The 19,005-nt window shown below is 37.0% G+C and carries 14 protein-coding genes and 1 tRNA gene; 6 read left to right on the forward strand and 9 right to left on the reverse strand.

The genetic code is table 11. The annotated features are described in order from the left end of the window. Positions 1-76: 76 nt before the first annotated feature. Positions 77-1,402 carry an SWIM zinc finger family protein gene (locus GN157_RS14030; protein ID WP_157484142.1) on the reverse strand — a complete coding sequence of 442 codons (1,326 nt, stop codon included), beginning with the start codon at positions 1,400-1,402 and terminating at the stop codon, positions 77-79. A gap of 5 nt (positions 1,403-1,407) precedes the next feature. Beyond that, entirely contained in the window at positions 1,408-4,497 is a 3,090-nt protein-coding gene (locus GN157_RS14035; protein WP_157484143.1) for a DUF6493 family protein, read from the reverse strand. A gap of 330 nt (positions 4,498-4,827) precedes the next feature. Between GN157_RS14035 and GN157_RS14040 the strand changes: the two genes are divergently transcribed. Next, entirely contained in the window at positions 4,828-5,355 is a 528-nt protein-coding gene (locus GN157_RS14040; protein ID WP_157484144.1) for a hypothetical protein, read from the forward strand. Between the two features lie 142 nt (positions 5,356-5,497). Next, positions 5,498-6,076, forward strand: a complete 579-nt coding sequence (locus GN157_RS14045) for an XAC2610-related protein (RefSeq protein WP_157484145.1) — start codon at positions 5,498-5,500, stop codon at positions 6,074-6,076. Between the two features lie 107 nt (positions 6,077-6,183). On the opposite strand, the gene GN157_RS14050 is transcribed toward GN157_RS14045, so the two are convergent. The 5 genes from GN157_RS14050 to GN157_RS14070 all read right to left on the reverse strand — a co-directional run bounded on the left by GN157_RS14050 (position 6,184) and on the right by GN157_RS14070 (position 10,192). Then, on the reverse strand, positions 6,184-6,900 hold the full coding sequence (locus tag GN157_RS14050; RefSeq protein ID WP_157484146.1) for a YoaK family protein: 717 nt from the start codon (positions 6,898-6,900) through the stop codon (positions 6,184-6,186). 160 nt (positions 6,901-7,060) lie between these two features. Then, positions 7,061-7,151 (reverse strand) — tRNA-Ser (locus GN157_RS14055). Positions 7,152-7,198: 47 nt separating this feature from the next. Next, positions 7,199-8,230 (reverse strand): asparaginase, encoded by a 1,032-nt coding sequence (locus GN157_RS14060; RefSeq protein ID WP_157484147.1) that lies wholly within the window; start codon positions 8,228-8,230, stop codon positions 7,199-7,201. Then, complete coding sequence (locus GN157_RS14065) at positions 8,220-9,356, reverse strand: 1-acyl-sn-glycerol-3-phosphate acyltransferase (RefSeq protein WP_157484148.1); 1,137 nt, start codon at positions 9,354-9,356, stop codon at positions 8,220-8,222. The genes GN157_RS14060 and GN157_RS14065 overlap by 11 nt, the downstream gene beginning before the upstream one ends. Before the next feature lie 68 nt (positions 9,357-9,424). Continuing rightward, a complete protein-coding gene (locus GN157_RS14070; RefSeq protein ID WP_157484149.1) occupies positions 9,425-10,192 on the reverse strand; it encodes a TatD family hydrolase in 768 nt (255 codons plus the stop codon). A gap of 96 nt (positions 10,193-10,288) precedes the next feature. On the opposite strand from GN157_RS14070, the gene GN157_RS14075 reads away from it, so the two are divergent. The 4 genes from GN157_RS14075 (at position 10,289) to GN157_RS14090 (ending at position 14,811) form a co-directional block, all read left to right on the forward strand. Next, the gene (locus GN157_RS14075) at positions 10,289-10,726 is read left to right on the forward strand and encodes a retropepsin-like aspartic protease (RefSeq protein WP_157484150.1); all 438 of its coding nucleotides are present in this window, start codon (positions 10,289-10,291) and stop codon (positions 10,724-10,726) included. A gap of 65 nt (positions 10,727-10,791) precedes the next feature. Beyond that, on the forward strand, positions 10,792-11,874 hold the full coding sequence (locus tag GN157_RS14080; RefSeq protein ID WP_157484151.1) for a T9SS type A sorting domain-containing protein: 1,083 nt from the start codon (positions 10,792-10,794) through the stop codon (positions 11,872-11,874). Positions 11,875-11,969: 95 nt separating this feature from the next. After that, on the forward strand, positions 11,970-14,252 hold the full coding sequence (locus GN157_RS14085) for a choice-of-anchor L domain-containing protein (protein ID WP_157484152.1): 2,283 nt from the start codon (positions 11,970-11,972) through the stop codon (positions 14,250-14,252). Positions 14,253-14,361: 109 nt separating this feature from the next. Continuing rightward, entirely contained in the window at positions 14,362-14,811 is a 450-nt protein-coding gene (locus GN157_RS14090) for a hypothetical protein (protein WP_157484153.1), read from the forward strand. Positions 14,812-14,878: 67 nt separating this feature from the next. Here the strand turns inward: GN157_RS14090 and odhB are convergent, their stop codons facing one another. Together odhB and GN157_RS14100 are read right to left on the reverse strand one after the other, a co-directional pair. Then, positions 14,879-16,105, reverse strand: a complete 1,227-nt coding sequence (gene odhB / locus GN157_RS14095) for a 2-oxoglutarate dehydrogenase complex dihydrolipoyllysine-residue succinyltransferase (RefSeq protein ID WP_157484154.1) — start codon at positions 16,103-16,105, stop codon at positions 14,879-14,881. A 56-nt stretch (positions 16,106-16,161) separates the two neighbouring features. Beyond that, positions 16,162-18,939, reverse strand: coding sequence for a 2-oxoglutarate dehydrogenase E1 component (locus GN157_RS14100; protein ID WP_157484155.1), 2,778 nt, complete (start codon positions 18,937-18,939; stop codon positions 16,162-16,164). Between the last annotated feature and the right edge of the window lie 66 nt (positions 18,940-19,005).

Below are 19,005 nucleotides of genomic sequence, written 5' to 3' on the forward strand. Positions count from 1 at the left end.
AAAACAAAAGAAATGATTTATAAAGAAATATAAAAGTAAAATCTTTATAATTAAACGTATATCTGTAAAAAGCTAATCAGGACATCATTTTCACTGCCAGTATATGTTTACAAATACCCCTTTTACCCTTATACTGTGTAAACCAGTTGCAGGTACATTGAGGAATATTATTAATTATTGCAACTTTATGATTTACACTAGTTCCCTTAACGTAAGCCTCAATAATATTTGCCTCTTTTTTTATAAAAGTTACCTCATCGTTGTTAATTATTTTTTTTGCATTTTTAAGTCTGGGATTCATACTTAAAATACGATCTGTTTTAAAAGGCAACTGTCTGTAAAAATGATTCCCGGCTGTAAGATCATACCCTAACAACCCCATTGAGGACAACCCCGCCGTTAAATTTTCTATAGTATTAAAATCGATATCGTGTTCTATTGAAAGTAACGAAGGTGTAAATGTTTCGTTTGATTTTAAAAGGGCATTTAACCCATATATATACTCCAACGGAAGCTCTTCTGTAATAGCCTCCAGTACCTTTCCTTCACCGGAAAACCCTCTGTAAGCATCCGGAGAGAAAGCCAGCAACATCTGCTGTTTACCAAAATCGCATACAAAAGCACATGTTTCTTTATTTTCTGATTCATAAACATACACTTTTTTCACAACAGGTAATATACCATCAAGCAAACGGAGTCTATGTACCCCTCCTATTCTCAATCCATCTTTTGAAGCCAAAGCAGAGAACATAAACTTACCGGCTCTTTTTACAACGTAAAAATCTCCCTTTACATTTCCCTTTGGTAAACTTTGAAATAATTGTAAAGTTTCTATCTTATTCAGCTCAAACTTAAACTGCATTTCGGCCAGATACAACTGTACACTTGTTAGCCCTTTTATCCATCTGGTAGGCAGAGTTACTTTTTTTTCAACAGCTTTTGTTTTTGATGTAATAACCTGCACATCTTTTTGACCCACTGCTAAAGTTACTTTTTCGTTTTTTTGTATGGCATTGAGTGCATTGAGCATAGGCTCGTTAAAGTCTACATTAGTTGTGCCATTTGCTAAAAACTCACCGTCTATAGCTTCGGGCATCATATCGAGCCTTGCATAAACCCCGTTACACGATGAAAAGCCCTCAAACCTTATCCGTTCTGTACCTGCAGAAACAATAGGATCCTTTAAAGTAATTGGGATAGGTCCAAAACTTGAACGTACAACTTTTGCCAGGGTTGTCCAGCATTTTGCTGTTATGTATGAATCTGTCAGGTTACCCCAAAAAAAGCAGGGTATATTGTTCACTTCTTCTATTTCTGTCTGATGGGCTAATATCAAACTGTTAATACCGTTACCTTTTGTAAGGGTTGAGAGTGTATTATACTGATATTGAAAATCTGTCATAGCTGTTAAGGGATTGTTTGTATCTGGCTGATTAATGGTTTTAATGAAGCTGTATTTTTATAACTTTCAAAAAAGGTTATAATCTTTTCAGCAGGAGCCTTTTCTGTTTTATACAATAAGTCTACATAACATTCTACCAGCTTTTTAAAGTTTACAGGAAGTTTCTCTTTAATTACTAAATTTCCAAATATACCTTCAGTTATTAAAAGGAGGGCTGAGTTATGCATTGGTGAAACATCTTTTACCGAAATAAGGGCTTCTGCCATTCTTCCAAACGGACCATAATTGTTATTCACCAAAAAAGCTGTTTTATAAGAAAAGACCTTTATATCTATATGTCTTTTTTCAATTAAATTAATCAAAACTTCTGTTGCCAGAAGCCTTATTTTTTTATTCTCTAAAAACAAACTACAAGCAAGATTTAATAATGCAGACCCTGAAAGCTTAAAGCCTCCTTCATTAAGGATATGTAAATAAGCTTCTGCCACCTCTCCTCCTTCTGAACTTTGAGAGAAAGTTTCTAAAGTTAAATATAGTGAAAGCGGATTGATATTTTGAGGCATAAGGCTATGCCAAAACTTTACATTCCCCTTTGACCACAAAAAGGATTCCCATGTTTTTTTACCACTATTAATATCTAAACCATATAAAAAATGTTGTGGCGCAACAGAAAAGTTATCTACGCTATACTCCAGTTTATACCAAGATTTTGACCTTTCGGTAGTGCGTGTCCTGTAATTATAAATATCGTTATAACATTCTTTAAACCTTAGTTCTGGGTCAAAAGGTTTTTCTACAAAAGGCACATTTTTGAGATAACCTTTCTGAAACTCACTAAAACTCTCTTCAGGATAAAAAGTTCTGGCTGCTACTGCCCACAAAGCTTCGGTATTATAATTAGATGTGTTGTTAGTTATTAATAAAAGTTTATTTAAAAAAGATTTCTTTTGTGCTAATGGCATTTCCTTCGTAACCCCAAGGCAAAACTCCATAAGTTTTTTGAGTTCGCCGTCCAACTTTTCGAGTAAAGGTAATGCTTCATCAATATTTTCACGAGGCATCCTGCTTATGGCTATAGCCAAATCTGTATAATTAAGCTCTATTTTATTTTCTTTAAGCTCTATAAGCCTTTCCAAAAGTACTTTTGGGGCAACCCAATGGGGTTTATGAGTAGGAAAACAAAGCAAAGACTGCCTTACATTGGTATTAATTCTTTTTTGAGCAGCTTCAATAATGTTATCTATTATTTTGAGAGTTCTTACCTTATTTCGGGTATTGTCAACAATTTTTACAGGTCTTAAAATATTTTGAAACTTTAGCTGAAAAAATGATTTCAAGAAAAGTTTATCATGACTATTAAAAAAAGCTTCGTTTAACTGTTTTGAATACGCTTCAAGCTGATTAGTGTAATCAGGAGGAAAGAGGTCCTGCTGAATTATAAATGCATTTAAAAGTATCTCTCCATCCAAAACTTCTTCAGAATATATAAAACTGCCAAAAAGATACATTAGTTCATTCCAATTAGACGGTAAATTTACCTCATCAGTCAAAAGAACTTCTTTTTGCCCATTAAAAACATACTCTTTTTGTTCCGGTTCATATACCTCCTCAACATCTTTTAGATAATCAGAGAGTATTATTTTTATATTCCCCTGCATTAATGGTGAATAATCTGCCAGTTTCTCTAAAGGCAGTTGGATACCTTTTGACGCTAATTTAATTAACGCTTTAGCCGTACGTTCCTGTAGGGATAAATCAGGCACTACAAAGATATCGCACATAACAGATGCCACTCTGCTCCCATATTCCGGATGGAGCTTGTATATTTTTTCGAGTAATATTACTATACTTTTTATCGCCCCTTTTGCATCACTTCTCATCATTAATGGCTCTACCCATTCCAAAAACGAAGCAATATTAAATTCAGGCAAACTATAAATAGTTTTAATCAATGTTGTACCAAAACTTACAACAGGTACAAAAGAGTTATGAAAAGACGCAAATATGACCTCCTGAAAATCAATCAGTTCTTCGGGTTCTGGTTTTACTATTTCGGTTAATAGTTTTCGGTAAAAAGACTTGATGCTATTATTCCATTCTTTAGTTTGTACCAGCAGTATACTTTCTATCAGGAATATTCTGTCTATTTTTTCCTGTATTAAAAGCTTTTCAAACACTTCCATGAAAACCAGATGAGCATTATAATCCTCATTCTCGTTTTTTTTGAAAAATGCAGAATGAACCGGTACTTCATAGTTTAATAATTGGGGTACATCCCTTTTATAAGCCGTTTTTGTATTAACTATATAGTCAATATATTTTTTTGCACTATCTGTTTCTCCATAAAGACTATGCCGGGCTAAGCTGTTTGCAAATAATTCGGGACTGAATTTTATAAAGCTGTTTTCTTCAAGAGCAACTAATGAAAAATAGTTAAAAGTGCGCCACTCTTCCTTCTTAATCTTATCCAGTAAAAAAACCTCAATCCAGTTTGGCTTTGCCCATTCTAAAACTTCTTTTACATAAGGATCGTTAGGTTTATTTAAAATATTGAAAACCTCACTCCAAGACATTATTTCTTTTTCTCTAAATAAGGCTATAGCACTAAGCAGTATTATTCTTTCCTGAACATCATCACCCCTGTTTCCCCATTGAAAACTACCTTGCTTTTTATACTGAGGTTCTTTACTAAGGTCAACAAAAGTTAGCCAGAAAGTTCTATTTTTCCTGATATTCTTTTTTAAAACATCTAAATTACCTTTTGCATTTTTTTTCAGAAAAGGAAGCAGGTTATCTATTTGCCTGTTAATCACAATAGCATCATATTCTGCTATTAATGAACCTGAAAGTTCCTTACTGCTCTTTTTCTCAGGTATATTTGCCCGAATACCGTTTTCAGAATATCCTTTTTTAATTTTCTGCGCTAACTGTTTTTGCGCTTCTAAAAGACATTCTTCCTCTGATTCAAATATTTTTGTTTTTGAAGTTCCGCCTGTACCTGTTTTACCATAAGTTACGGTATACTTTAAACCGTTTGTTTCTATACTCCAAAACTTATTAGAATCCTGATCGTTATATTCAAGGTGCTTTTTCATTGCATTAAGGCGCTTTTAAGGTGTCGCTAAGTAAAAGTAATAAAACATGCCTTTTAACAACACCAAAATACTTTTTAATAAAATTTATACAAAATACAGACTTAGAATTAATAAACTACTCAAAAAAAACATTAATTAAAGTTGATTTTACACATGGTGAAGAGTTTGATAAATTCAATAAAATTTTAGAAGTTGATACGAATGTAGTTTCGGTACAATGCAAAAACAAATCCTAACAATATGACAGAATGCCTTTTTAGACAATAATTCTTCTTTTTATATTGTTATATATATGTTTACCAGTAAACTAGTTACCAAAAAACCGATACTATGAAAAGATTCGCTCTAATTTTCCTTTTTACATTTTTACTCTCTCCAAAAATTTATTCTCAGAGATGCGGTGGTGGCATTCTTACGTTCAACATTTATACTTTAAACGGAGAAGATATAAAAGAATTTGATTACGAAATATTCCCTGTTTCAAAAGAGCTTCTTCAAAAAAACTTATATGAGAAAGTCGTCAATGAACAAAATATGAATAATAGTGATTACCCACTTTTTAAATCTGTCGAAACAAGTGGACGTATAATTGGCAAAGTTTTCGTAGACCAAATTATTGACAATAATAACCCTAAACTCAATGCCAAGTTGCAAGAGTTATTAGATACATCTGCAATCACACAAAAAGGGACTATTACATCTACCTTGTTATTTAGCACAAGGGAAAACCAAAGCTTCCCTATTGTATTAAAAATATCAAATGGTGACAGGGAGGTTTATATACTCGGAAATTATTTTGGGAATTGCGATCGTGAGGCTTCATTAGTTTGGGGAGACAAGGTTTTAAAGCTAGAATAAAATGAAAACTATAACCCTTTTAATTTTTGTATGCTTTATTCTCGTAAGCTGTAATAATAAAACACCTAACAACACCCTAATGAATGAAATCACTACTGACCCTGTGACTAAACCACCAGTCCGAGAAGTCATACCTGATACATTGGTAAAAGTCAGCAAGCCTTTTACGTTAAATGGGATTGAATGTTATTGGGAACATAAACTCATAAATGATGAAGAAATCATTATAAAACTCTTCGATTATAAGACTCGCACATTACTTTTAAAGCACCACGATGTTTACCCTCCGCCAAACTACAACAAAAACAATTACTTTGACGAGATAAATAAGGAGAGCTTAGAAGATGTAAATTTTGACAGCTATACCGACATCCTATTAAAAAGTTATTCCGGGAACATGACTATGAATGACAGAGTGTATGTTTATCTATTTCATTATAAAGAAGGAATATACATTTCAGCAGATGACTTAGAAGCCAATCGCATAGAACTAATTGACAAGAAGAACAGAAAGCTTATTACCAGCAATGAATACCGCTATGGAACAGACAGTATTACTCATCACTTTGATAAAGCAGGAAAAATTAAATTCACAGATGAATTTTCACATTATCGAATTTTAGAAGACACTACCTGGATAGACTACAAAACTTACAGAAAAATTGTAAACGGCGAGACCGTTAATGAAAGAACTCAAAGCGATACTATAAGATGGGAATAAAACCCTAAGCTATTATGCGGTAGTCTTCTGTTATAACCATGAGTTGTGACCGCAATACCTTAGATGCCTTTTTTGACATTTCGCAGTGGAAAAGAATCAAAGTAATATCAGTGCCTGTGCAATACTTTTCTTTTAATGACATAAAATTTAAGCAGTATATAGTCGTAAAGCAAGGCTAATATAAGCGCTGAGCTCGCTATAAAAAGGACTTTCAGCTTTAAGTAGTAGTAAGCAAACCCAGCTGCTATACCCCCGGCAAAAAAACATACTATAATAGCCAATTTTAAATAGATACTTCTTTTAAGAGTAAAGTTCTCATTGGCAGTTTTGTAAAACAAAAGCTGAGACAGTTCAATACCAAGATCTGTAAATATACCTGTTAGGTGCGTTGTCCTTACAACCGACTGCGACACTCTGGTTACTAAAGCATTTTGCAGTCCCATTGCAAACAATAGAATACATGCCAAAACATTGGGTTGATTAAAGTGTAGAGTAGCCACTAACATCAAAAGGATAATTTCAAGCAGGATGGGAACAACATAGGAGAGATTTTCCCTTTTGCGGACAATAGTCTCACTTATAAAATTGGAAGAAAAGGCTCCTACAAGGAAACTCACCAGAAACCACAGATAAATAACCGCACTGGAGAACTCTTCGCTTACAAAAGTCCGTGAAAAGAAAGCAAAATGCCCCGTTACATTTGTTGTAAGTACATCTACTGATAATAACCCTACAATGTTTACAATCCCAGCTACAAAAGATAAAAGGGACGCCAACCTGAAGTTATGCCCATACGATCTTCTTTTGCCTTTATGACGAAACATTTATTGTAATTTTTGCAACATAAAGATACTCTTTTTCTGAGCAACATTTTAGTCAGTATATATAGGTTTTTCAAACTGAAAAACTTCAAAAAATCTACCGTACAATTTATAAAACAAAAAACCCCTATAAAACTGATAATCAGTTTTATAAGGATTTTACTGGCAGAGAGGAAGGGATTCGAACCCTCGATGCCCTTTTGGAGCATACACACTTTCCAGGCGTGCGCCTTCGACCACTCGGCCACCTCTCTAAATTATTGCGGCTGCAAAAATAGTATTAAATAGTTTATATCAAAAATTATTGTGATAATTCTCCGCAAACAGGAGCTTCGAAGAGCGTTTTAAAGTCGGCTACAGGCGTACCTTTACCTAACAGGTACATCAGTTTGGTTATGGCAGCTTCGGTGGTAATGTCAGCCCCCGATATAACCCCTATTTCCTTTAGCTTGGTACTGGTCTCATAATGCCCCATGTTAACACTACCCCCTGAGCATTGTGTTACATTTACAATGTACAGTCCGCGGTTAATAGCATCCTGCAATATGTTTATAAACCAGTCTTCAGTAGGTGCGTTACCCGAACCATAAGTTTCCAACACTACCCCTTTAAGTTCCGGAGTGTTTAGTATGGAAGTAAGCACCTTTTCATTAATACCCGGGAATATTTTTATGATAACCACATTATCATCCAGCTTATAATGCACATTAAGATCTTTATTCCCGTCGGCTTTAAGCAGTAATTCTTTATTGATTTTTAAATGCACACCCGATTCTGCCAGTGGCGGATAGTTAGGCGATGTAAAGGCGTTAAAATGCTCGGCACTAATTTTGGTGGTGCGGTTACCCCTGTACAGTTTGTATTCAAAATACAGTGATACTTCCCTAACCCCGGGGTGATTGTTATGCCTTAACGAAGCGATTTGTATCGCCGTAATAAGATTTTCTTTAGCATCGGTACGCAGGTCACCAATAGGAAGCTGAGAACCTGTAAACACCACAGGCTTGTTAAGTCCTTCCAACATAAAGCTTAATGCAGAAGCCGAATATGACATGGTATCTGACCCGTGCAGGATAACAAATCCGTCAAAGTCATCATAATGGTCTTCTATCATTTTGGCCATTTGAGCCCATTGGGCGGTGTCCATGTTAGAAGAATCTATAGGAGTTTCAAAAGATACCGTTTCTATGTTACAGTCCAGCTGTTTTAGTTCGGGTATCCTTTGTAATAGTTTTTTAAAGTTGAAAGCTTTTAGTACACCGGTTTCAAAATCTTTAACCATACCAATGGTACCTCCGGTATAAATAAGTAATATAGTAGGCTTAGATTGCATTTTGATATTTCATTTTATTAACCACCGGATTGGCATACATAGCCAAAAATCCTTCTCTTAAAACCTTATTGTCGTTATCAATACGCATTTCAAGGCGTCGTTCAAACAACTGTTTTTCCTTATCGGTATAATATTTTGAAAAACGGGTAGTATCGTTCAGTAAATCGTAAGCAATATAATTTGTAGGCCAAAGCTTGTATGTGGTAAGTATTGACTCGTCTATTACCTGAGCCAGTGCCTGTATTTGCTTGTTTTGGTTATCAAACTCATCAGCAATTTTGTCCAAATCATCCGTAAGCATATCGCCCACGTGAATATGGATTCTCTTCTTTTGCCCCATGATTCCGCTTAACAGCGTAATGAAATCCTCATTCTTTTCCTTAATGTAAATCTCATCTTTGGCTTTAGCCAAAAGCTGTGGCATTTTCAGCATATCGGTAGGATCATACTCATACGATATAGAAACCGGAACGATTTTAAGCTTTTTAAAATAATGCATCAGGTTCTTCTTGTCAGATCCCATTGCAAGCATTTTAAGTACTCCCTGCTGGGTAGCATCGTCACCGTCTTTGGTCCTACCCTCACGCTGTGCTATCCAAACCGAACGGTTTTCACGGTTAAGCAACTGGCAAATGTATTCAGACATCAGTTTAGAGCTTTGCAGTAATTCCCTTGGCGGAAGATTACGCTGCACCAAAAAGTTTCGGTTAAGTCGTGACAGCACATGTAAAAATGTTTTCTGCACCAGGTTATCACCAATGGCAGAAGCCGTCATTACAAGTCCGTGATCGTATAATGAAACATTAAGCAGTGAGGTATCCAGTATTATATCCCTGTGGTTTGAAATAAACAGGTACGGAGTATGCGGTTCCAGTTTTTCAAACCCCGAAGTGGTAAGGCCTTCTGAGCTTTTTTCCAACACCTTTTGTACGGCGTGGTAAATAAAATTAATCTGAAAATCCCTTTTAGAATGCGTCTTTCTCAGTTGCTGTGCCCACACTGCCTCATCGACATCGGGGAAAGCAAAACTCATAAGCGCTTTCATCATCGGGTGGTGTACAACGCTGCAAATAGCTTCATTCACCTCGGTATCATAAAAGGGCCTGATATGGTCAAATTTCGACATGTACTTCTTTAGGGTTAAAACAGTTTACAAAAAAACAAAAAAAATATCAATTTTACAGGAATTCTGCGTTAAATCCCGAAAATATCTAAAGCATTCTTCGTTGTTATTTCGGCTATTTCAGTCAGGTTTTTATTATAAATAAGCGCCAGTTTTTCGGCTACCAGTTTGGTATAACTGCTCTCGTTTCGCTTACCTCTGTGAGGCACAGGCGAAAGATAAGGCGAATCGGTCTCCAACACTATGTTACTGATTGGTATATCATTAAGAAACTGATCTATCTTACCGTTCTTAAAAGTTACCACTCCGCCAATACCTAATTTCATGTTATAGGATATAGCCTGCTGTGCCTGCTCAAAACTTCCGGTAAAACAGTGGAAGATTCCAAACAGGTCATCTCCTTTTTCCGACTCCAGTACTTCAAAAACCTCATCAAAGGCATCCCTGCAATGAATGTTTATTGGCAATTTGTATTTTTTAGCCAACTGTATTTGGTGCTTAAAAGCATATTGCTGCTGCTTTAATGTCGATTTATCCCAGTACAAATCAATACCTATTTCACCCACGGCGGCAAACTTACGGCTGGCAAGCTCGCGTTCCACATGAGCCAGTTCTTCCTCATAATTATCTTTTACATAGGTAGGATGTAATCCCATCATTAAAAACACATTATCAGGATATTTAGCCTCAAGCTCATACATAGACTGAGTATAAGACGAATCTATAGACGGAACAAACAAACGGGTAACTCCGGCATCAAAGGCACGTTGTATCATCTGTTCGCGGTCTTCGCTAAACTCTTCACTGTATAAATGGGTATGTGTATCTGTCAAAATCATTATAAAAGCTTTTGGGCTGCAAAATTACAAAGCCTTATGGTTTTTTGCCTTAATAATATCATATTTTAAAGTATTTTTGGAATGCAATAAAAAACTATGGAAAACTTACACCTCACACTTAAAGAAAAAGGCTACAAACGCATAAAATTTAAAATATCAAAAACACAACACCTTCTAATAAAAGGAAAAATTAACGGAATTGAAGGAACTTTTATCCTTGACACAGGAGCTTCAAACAGCTGTGTGGATTTTGAAGGTATTGAGCGTTTTGAACTTAGTGCAGACGATTCTGACACTAAAGCTGCCGGAGCCGGAGGTATAGGCATGACTACACAAACATCGGTAAAAAACACCCTGAGACTGGGACACTGGAAAGACAAAAACTTCGGACTGGTAATTTTTGACATGTCTCACGTTAATGAAGCCCTTAGGCAATACAAAGCCAAACCGGTACACGGTATTTTAGGCGCCGATATTTTAATGAAAGGCAAAGCAATTATAGACTACTACAATCACTGCGTTTATCTAAAATAAACGAAGACAATGCTTTACCATGTAGTTTTTTTCCTATATTAGCACCCTAACAAAAACCACGCTATATGAAAAAATTACTACTATTACTTTTAGGAGGTATTGCCTACGCCCAGCCTAATATGGGCAACCCAAATGATTTATCGGCCTGTGATACTAATTCAGACGGGTATACTGTATTTGACCTTACACTAAATGACGTTATAATCCTTAACGGATTAAACAGTAACGATTATACCGTTAGTTACCATCAAACCAGTGAGGATGCAGACATAGGAACAAACGCCATATCACAGCCTATGTATTATACTAATCTCGCAACTCCATTACAAAATATTTATGCAAGACTAACCGAAAACGGAGATTCTTCTAACTATGCCGTTGCCTATTTTACAATTAACGCAGTACCGGCTCCCCTTATTAACACCCCGGAAGACTTAATAGCTTACAGCAATACTGTAGACCTTACAGTAAACAATGCCCAAATTTTAGGCGACCTAAACAGCGAAGAGTACAACATCACTTTTTACACTACAGAAGCGAGCGCATCTGTTGGTGCGCCACAAATATCGACTCCCGAAACATATAATACCCTAAATGGAGAAACCGTATGGATAAGAGTTGAAAGCATCGAAACTGGATGTTTCTCTGTTGCTTCAATGGTTATCTACATAACTTCACCAGCTCCTACAGGTGTAAACGAGCAGTATTTTAATGAAGGGGAAACCCTTAGCGTTTTGGAAGCTGAAGGTGAAAACATACAATGGTATGAAAGTACCGAAAGTGATACACCACTACCTTTAACCACTCCGCTTGTTGACAATACAACTTATTATGCTACTCAAACGGTAGACGGAATGGAAAGCATGGAAAGGTTTGCTGTAACTGCACATATAACATTAGGACTGGAAGAACAATTATTCCAATCACTAACCTATTACCCTAACCCGGTAAGCAATATACTTACACTAAGCAATACTAATACTATTAGCAATGTAGAAGTATACAATTTACTTGGTCAAAAAGTATTTGCTAATAATTTTAGCAATACCGAAATACAGGTAGACCTGTCTAACCTTGAAACCGGAATATACATGGTTAAGATAAGCTCTCAGGAAACACAAAAAACAATAAGGATACAAAAACAGTAATTGTTATCTATACATTAAAAAAAGCCTCTGTTAGTGCAGAGGCTTTTATATTTAACAAAATTAACCTTATTTTGATTTAAAAAACAACCACACTTATGAAAAAAATATTACTATTAGCTTTATGGCCAATCTCTTTATTTTCACAGGCACAATATGACACCTGCGAAAATGCACTAACACTAAACATTAGCAATAATGTAAACTGTACTAATCCAAACAATTTAGTTTTTTTTGAGGGAAATACGCTTTCTGATGTTCCCGAAAATTGTTTAGAAGTAAACAGTAGTAGCGATATGTGGTTTGAGTTCACACCTGCAGCAAACCAAACCCAATTAGAACTAAGTATTCCCTGGGCACTAACCGCACCTTTTTCTCTTTACAGAGGAGACTGTAACTCATTAACTCAAATCTGTCTTGAACAACCACTGCAAGACACAACAATACTAACTAATCTTATTCCCGGAGAAACATACAAAATAAGAACTTATGCTCCGCCTGGCGCAAACTCAGGTTTTTCAAGTACTATATGTCTCAAACTAAACAGTGGACCTATCATAGTTTCTGACACACAATACACAACTGAAGAGTTAATTACTGATGTTTTTTTCAATTCAGAATGTGTAACAGTTTCTAATATCACTTCATATACAGGAACAGCAAATAATATAAACGGAATAGGCTATTTTAACAGAAATGCTACCACATTCCCACTTGACGAAGGCATTGTATTAGCCTCATCTGATTTACAAAATGTACCAGGCCCTAATATTAATTCAGGAGGAACAAGTGATCCTGAAGAATGGCTTGGTGATGAAGATCTTGAAAATATACTTTCAGAACAGGGAATAACCTTTGTCTCTAAAAACGCAAGCCTTTTAGAGTTTGATTTTGCAGCAATAGCAGACAGAATAGATTTCGACATAGTACTTGCTTCAGATGAATATGGCATATATCAATGTTTAAACAATGATGCAATAGCCATTTTACTCACAGATTTGGTGACCAATGAAACTGTAAATCTTGCCGTAGTACCGGGAACAGAATCAACCCCTATAAGTACATCAACAATAAGAGATAATCAATATGCAAGTAACTGCTCATCTGAAAATGCAGAATTCTTTGATCAACTAACTCCTCAAGGTTCACCACAATCATTCTTGACACCTACAAATTTTAACGGCTCAACAATACCATTACACATAACCGGCAACATTGTACCTGGCCACAACTATCATTTAAAACTTGTTATTTCAGACGGTCAAGATACACAAGTTCCTTCTGCTGTATTTTTAACCAAATCGCAGTTTAACTATTCGGCATTAGACGCAGAAAATATAATGATAAGCTCAACAACACAGGAGATTCTGTGTACTGAACAACCTACCATATTAAGTATTAACCTTGAAGGACCTTATGACTATCAATGGTATTTAGATGATATGCCAATAGAAAATGCAACCGAACCTACTTATACCGTTACAAGCCCAGGTCAATACTCTCTACTTGTTAACTATGAAGGAACTACATGCCACGAGCATATGTTTGAATATTACTATATAAATGAACTTGATTTAAACCCTATTGAAACAGATGACATTATCATATATGAAGACAATACTGATGGGTTTGCAAGCTTTGACCTAATAGCTAAAGCAGAACAAGTATTACAGGAGAATAATTATCCCGAATTTGAGTATACAATATATATAAGCACCACCACCGAGCTAACTGAAGGAGAAGTTATTTACCCAACTACATCATATACAAACTTAGAAAACCCACAAACCCTGTATGCTATTACTACATTTTCAACTACTAATTGCCACGCTGTGAGACCCTTCCAATTACGCGTTATAGATTCTTCGGAAATGGTACCGCAACCAGACGGAGACAGTTCTCAAACTTTTACTGAAGGTGCAACATTGGCCGATTTAGTAGTTGTGGGTGAAAATATTCAATGGTATGATAGTGATATTATAATACCAGACAATGTGTCAAACACAAACGACATTAATACTCCATTACCTATTACAACTCTACTTGTTGACGGGGCTACTTATTATGCATCACAAACAATAAATGGAATAGAAAGCGTTTACAGACTGGCTGTTACTGTACATTTTTCACTAGATATTGCCTCTCAAACCTTTATATCCTTAACTTATTACCCTAACCCGGTAAGCAACATACTCACACTAAGCAATGCTAATACTATTAGCAACGTGGAGGTATACAATTTACTTGGTCAAAAAGTATTTACTAATAATTTTAGCAATACCGAAATACAAATAGACCTGTCTAACCTTGAAACCGGAATATACATGGTTAAGGTAAGCTCCCTGGAAACACAAAAAACAATAAGGATACAAAAACAGTAATTGTTATCTATACATTAATAAAAAGGCCTTTGTAAACACAGAGGCTTTTTTATTTTATAATTCGTAGCTTTTTTCTGTATATTGCGCATCCAACCAAACAACTCAAATTATGAAAAAAGCGCTTTCGCTGATACTTTTCAGCTTTATGGCCGTTGCATTAACCTCATGCACCGGAGAAGACGATACCCCATCACAAGGAGGGTCGGTTAAGTTTAAACTAGACGGAACACAAAAAGAACATGTTATTTGTATTGTACTTGAAACAGAAGTACAGCCAGATGAATACGTCCTTACACTTACTTCATCTAACACCGAAGAGACAGGAGTATTTCGTTATGAAATAGCACCGGGTGTTACAGGAAATGTAACTCCTGACTTTATTGCCTACCAGCTTTCAAACAAAATGATGGTGGCTAATGAGGGAGAATATCAAACCAACGTATCTGTTAACAGTGAAGGTCATCTTAAAGGAACTTTCTCTGGCACCTTTAGAAGCAACCTTGCCAATGATGATGAGTTTATCACCATTACCGACGGTACTTTTGATGTGTACTATTAATATTTAATAAAACATAAAAAAAGCCCCTGCAATGCAGGGGCTTTTTTTATTGTATACTGACTTGTTATTATAGTTCTAACGCTTTTCTTGCATTACCATCCATAAGCAGCTCTACCGGATTCTCTAATCCTTCTTTAACTGCTACAAGGAAACCTACAGACTCACGTCCGTCAATAATTCTGTGGTCATAAGAAAGTGCTACGTACATCATTGGGTGAATCTCAACTTTACCGTCTACAGCAATAGGACGCTCAATAATGTTGTGCATACCAAGAATACCTGACTGTGGAGGGTTAATAATTGGAGTAGACAACATACTACCAAATACACCACCGTTAGTAATAGTGAATGTACCACCTGTCATATCGTCTACAGTGATTTGTCCGTCACGTGCACGAAGCGCAAGACGCTTAATCTCTGCCTCAATACCACGGAAAGTTAATGCCTCAGCATTTCTTACCACTGGTACCATAAGACCTTTAGGACCTGATACTGCAATAGAAACGTCTACAAAGTCATAAGACACTTTGTAATCACCATCCATCATAGAGTTTACATCAGGATATAACTGTAATGCTCTAACAACCGCTTTAGTAAAGAATGACATAAAACCAAGGCTTACACCAGCGTGTTTCGCTTTAAACTCATCTTTAAACTCAGCACGTACTTTGTTTATAGGCGTCATGTTCACCTCATTGAACGTAGTAAGCATAGCTGTTTCGTTTTTAGCCGAAACAAGACGCTCTGCCACTTTTCTTCTAAGCATAGAAAGCTTAGTACGCTCACTGGCACGGTTACCACCTGTAGGAGTACCCATAGAAGCTTTTGCATTTACAGCATCATCTTTAGTTACTCTACCGCCTTTACCTGTACCTGTTACAGTAGCAGGATCAATGTTTTTCTCGTCTAATATTTTTCTTGCCGCCGGAGAAGGTGTTCCTGTAGCATATGTTTTCTCTGCAGGAGCTTCTTTCTTAGGCTCTTCTTTTTTCTCTTCGGCCTTTGGAGCCTCTTCTTTTTTCTCCTCTTTAGCAGGAGCAGATCCTTCCGGTTTTGCCGCACCAGTATCTATAAGGCAAACAACCTGGCCTACAGCTACTGCATCTCCTTCTTCAGCTTTTAGGGTAATGATACCGCTAGCCTCAGCAGGAAGTTCTAGTGTTGCTTTATCTGAATCAACTTCGGCAATTGCCTGGTCTTTTTCTACATAATCCCCGTCACTTACCAGCCATGTTGCAATCTCAACTTCTGTTATTGATTCCCCCGGCGAAGGAACTTTCATTTCTAAAATCATGTCAGTATAATTTTATTTGCGTTGTTGTTAATCTATTGAAAATCAAAAATACGATATTAATTAAATAAATCTTTATCAAAAACCATTGCTATAGCAGCAGCATGACGTTTTTTAGCACGTGTATAACTACCTGCTGCAGGAGCACTGTAGGCTTTTAATGATGCCACCCTGAACTTAACCTCAGTAAAGTTCATTAACATGTAGCTGTAAGCACCCATGTTTCTTGGCTCTTCCTGCGCCCACACATAATCGTCGGCGTTAGAATATTTGGCAATCACCTCTTTTAACTGCTCTACCGGTAACGGGAACAGCTGCTCCAGCCTTACAAAAGCCACATCGTCACGACCCAGGTTTTCTCTTTCGGCTACAAGATCGTAGTAGAACTTACCGGTACAGAATACCAGTGTTTTTACTTTTTTAGCATCTGCTGCCGGATCGTCAAGCACCTCGTGGAATGTACCTTCTGCCAGTCCCTCTACTGTAGAAACCGCTGCTGGGTGACGTAGTAAGCTCTTAGGTGTAAACACAATAAGCGGCTTTCTGAACGTGGTTTTCATCTGCCTTCTTAATAAATGGAAGAAGTTAGCAGGTGTAGTACAGTCGGCTATATACATATTGTGGTTAGCACAAAGCTGCAGGTAACGTTCCATACGCGCAGAAGAGTGTTCTGCACCCTGACCTTCATAACCGTGTGGCAGTAGCATTACAAGACCGTTTTGGTTATTCCATTTATCTTCGGCAGCCGAGATGTACTGGTCAATCATAATTTGGGCACCGTTTGAGAAATCACCAAACTGTGCTTCCCAAATAGTAAGTGTTCTTGGACTTGCCAGTGCATAACCGTAATCAAAACCTACAACACCATACTCTGAAAGTAGTGAATTGTAAACCTGGAAATTACCGTTTTGCTCTTTAAGCCTGTTAAGTAGTACTACCTCTTCTTCAGAGTCTTCTACTTTAACAACAGCATGACGGTGAGAGAATGTACCCCTCTCCACATCCTGACCGGATAAACGAACATTGTACCCTTCTGTAAGAAGTGATCCGTAAGCTAAAAGCTCACCCATTGCCCAGTCCAGCTTATCGTTTTCGAAGTACATTGCCTTACGGTCGTTGATAAGCTTTTGTATCTTATTAATGAATTTTTTGTCTGTAGGAAGTTGCGTGATAACCTCAGCAATTTCGTCCAGCATCTCTTTAGAGAATGCCGTGTTTACTTTTTGAAGCATTTGCTCTTCTGTAGCCTGAGAGAACCCTTCCCACTCGTTTTGCATAAACGGAGTGATAATGGTAAGGTCTTTTTTCCTTGAAGCTTCAAGGTTTTCCTCAAGCACAGCTTTGTACTGCTGCTCCAGCTCTTTCACAAAACCTTCCTGAATTACACCACTACTTAAAAGCTCGGCAGCATAAATATCTCTTGGGTTTTTGTGCTTAGCGATTATTTTATAAAGTTTTGGCTGCGTGAAACGAGGCTCATCACCTTCGTTGTGTCCGTACTTTCTGTAACCTAAAAGGTCAATGAATACGTCACCGCCAAATTTCATTCTGTAGTCAAGCGCAAACAACATAGCGTGTACCACCGCCTCTACATCATCGGCATTTACGTGAAGTACCGGAGAAAGGGTAACCTTAGCGATATCTGTACAGTAAGTAGATGTACGTGCATCAAGGTAGTTAGTGGTAAAACCAACCTGGTTGTTTACAACAAGGTGAATAGTACCCCCGGTTTTGTAACCGTCAAGACCAGCCATTTGTACAATCTCATACACTATACCCTGACCTGCAACCGCAGCATCACCGTGTAATGCAATAGGAAGTACTTTAGAATTGTCTTCAGGGTAATACTTATCCTGTTTTGCTCTTGCAATACCTTCAATCACCGCACCTACAGTTTCAAGGTGGGACGGGTTTGGTGCAAGGTTAATGTTTATGTTTTTACCTGTTCTTGTTTTCTTGTCGGCAGTAAGACCAAGGTGGTATTTTACGTCACCGTCAAACAGGGCATCATCGTCATAATCCTTTCCGTCAAACTCACTAAAGATATCTGAAGTCGACTTACCAAAAATATTAGCAAGTACGTTTAGACGTCCCCTGTGTGCCATACCCATTACAAACTGCTCTACACCTTTTTCGGCAGCAGCCTCAACAAGAGCGTCAAGTGCCGGGATAAGAGCCTCTGCACCTTCAAGCGAGAAACGTTTTTGCCCCACATACTTAGTATGAAGGAAGTTCTCGAAAGCAACAGCTTCGTTAAGTTTTAAAAGGATGTGTTTTTTAGCCTCATCAGAGAAAGCCGGTAAATTTTCATTTACACCAAGCCTGTCCTGTATCCACTTTCTAACCTCAGGGTTACGAATGTACATGTACTCAACACCAATGTGCTGGCAATATACTTTTGTTAAGTGGTCGATGATTTGCCTAAGTGTAGATGGCTGTAAATTGATTTCTTTTGCTGCATCAAAAACAGTATCTAAATCGGCGTTGGAAAGTCCGAAGTTCTCAAGCTCTAAGGTTGGGGAGTACGTCCTTCTGTCCCTAACCGGATTGGTTTTGGTAAAAAGGTGTCCTCTTGTCCTGTAGCCTTCAATAAGGTTAAGCACCTTGAACTCTTTTTGTATCTTTTCAGGAACCCCCGAAAAGTCTGGCGCTGCTGCACCGTTTTGTTGTGGAGTGGCTTCAAATAAGCCTGACCCGTAATCCGAAGCTGCAAAGTCAAATCCCTGGAAAAAACTTCTCCAGCTAGGCTCTACACTGTCAGGATTTTCTATATATTGTTCATACAAATCTGCAAAAAAAGCAGTATGTGCTGCGTTTAAAAAGGAAAACCTGTCCATACTAATGTCTTTATGACCTTTGTTTTAAAAAATTTTATGCAAAAGTACAATATTTGTAATAATCTT

It is taken from the genome of Flavobacterium rakeshii (assembly GCF_009741375.1).
Classification (GTDB): Bacteria; Bacteroidota; Bacteroidia; order Flavobacteriales; family Flavobacteriaceae; genus Flavobacterium; species Flavobacterium rakeshii.

Coding starts and splice junctions, on each gene's coding strand:
- GN157_RS14030 (WP_157484142.1), bottom strand. CDS start 1,402: ATGACAGATTTTCAATATCAGTATAATACACTCTCAACCCTTACAAAA.
- GN157_RS14035 (WP_157484143.1), bottom strand. CDS start 4,497: ATGAAAAAGCACCTTGAATATAACGATCAGGATTCTAATAAGTTTTGG.
- GN157_RS14040 (WP_157484144.1), top strand. CDS start 4,828: ATGAAAAGATTCGCTCTAATTTTCCTTTTTACATTTTTACTCTCTCCA.
- GN157_RS14050 (WP_157484146.1), bottom strand. CDS start 6,900: ATGTTTCGTCATAAAGGCAAAAGAAGATCGTATGGGCATAACTTCAGG.
- GN157_RS14060 (WP_157484147.1), bottom strand. CDS start 8,230: ATGCAATCTAAGCCTACTATATTACTTATTTATACCGGAGGTACCATT.
- GN157_RS14065 (WP_157484148.1), bottom strand. CDS start 9,356: ATGTCGAAATTTGACCATATCAGGCCCTTTTATGATACCGAGGTGAAT.
- GN157_RS14070 (WP_157484149.1), bottom strand. CDS start 10,192: ATGATTTTGACAGATACACATACCCATTTATACAGTGAAGAGTTTAGC.
- GN157_RS14075 (WP_157484150.1), top strand. CDS start 10,289: ATGGAAAACTTACACCTCACACTTAAAGAAAAAGGCTACAAACGCATA.
- GN157_RS14080 (WP_157484151.1), top strand. CDS start 10,792: ATGAAAAAATTACTACTATTACTTTTAGGAGGTATTGCCTACGCCCAG.
- GN157_RS14085 (WP_157484152.1), top strand. CDS start 11,970: ATGAAAAAAATATTACTATTAGCTTTATGGCCAATCTCTTTATTTTCA.
- GN157_RS14090 (WP_157484153.1), top strand. CDS start 14,362: ATGAAAAAAGCGCTTTCGCTGATACTTTTCAGCTTTATGGCCGTTGCA.
- odhB (WP_157484154.1), bottom strand. CDS start 16,105: ATGATTTTAGAAATGAAAGTTCCTTCGCCGGGGGAATCAATAACAGAA.
- GN157_RS14100 (WP_157484155.1), bottom strand. CDS start 18,939: ATGGACAGGTTTTCCTTTTTAAACGCAGCACATACTGCTTTTTTTGCA.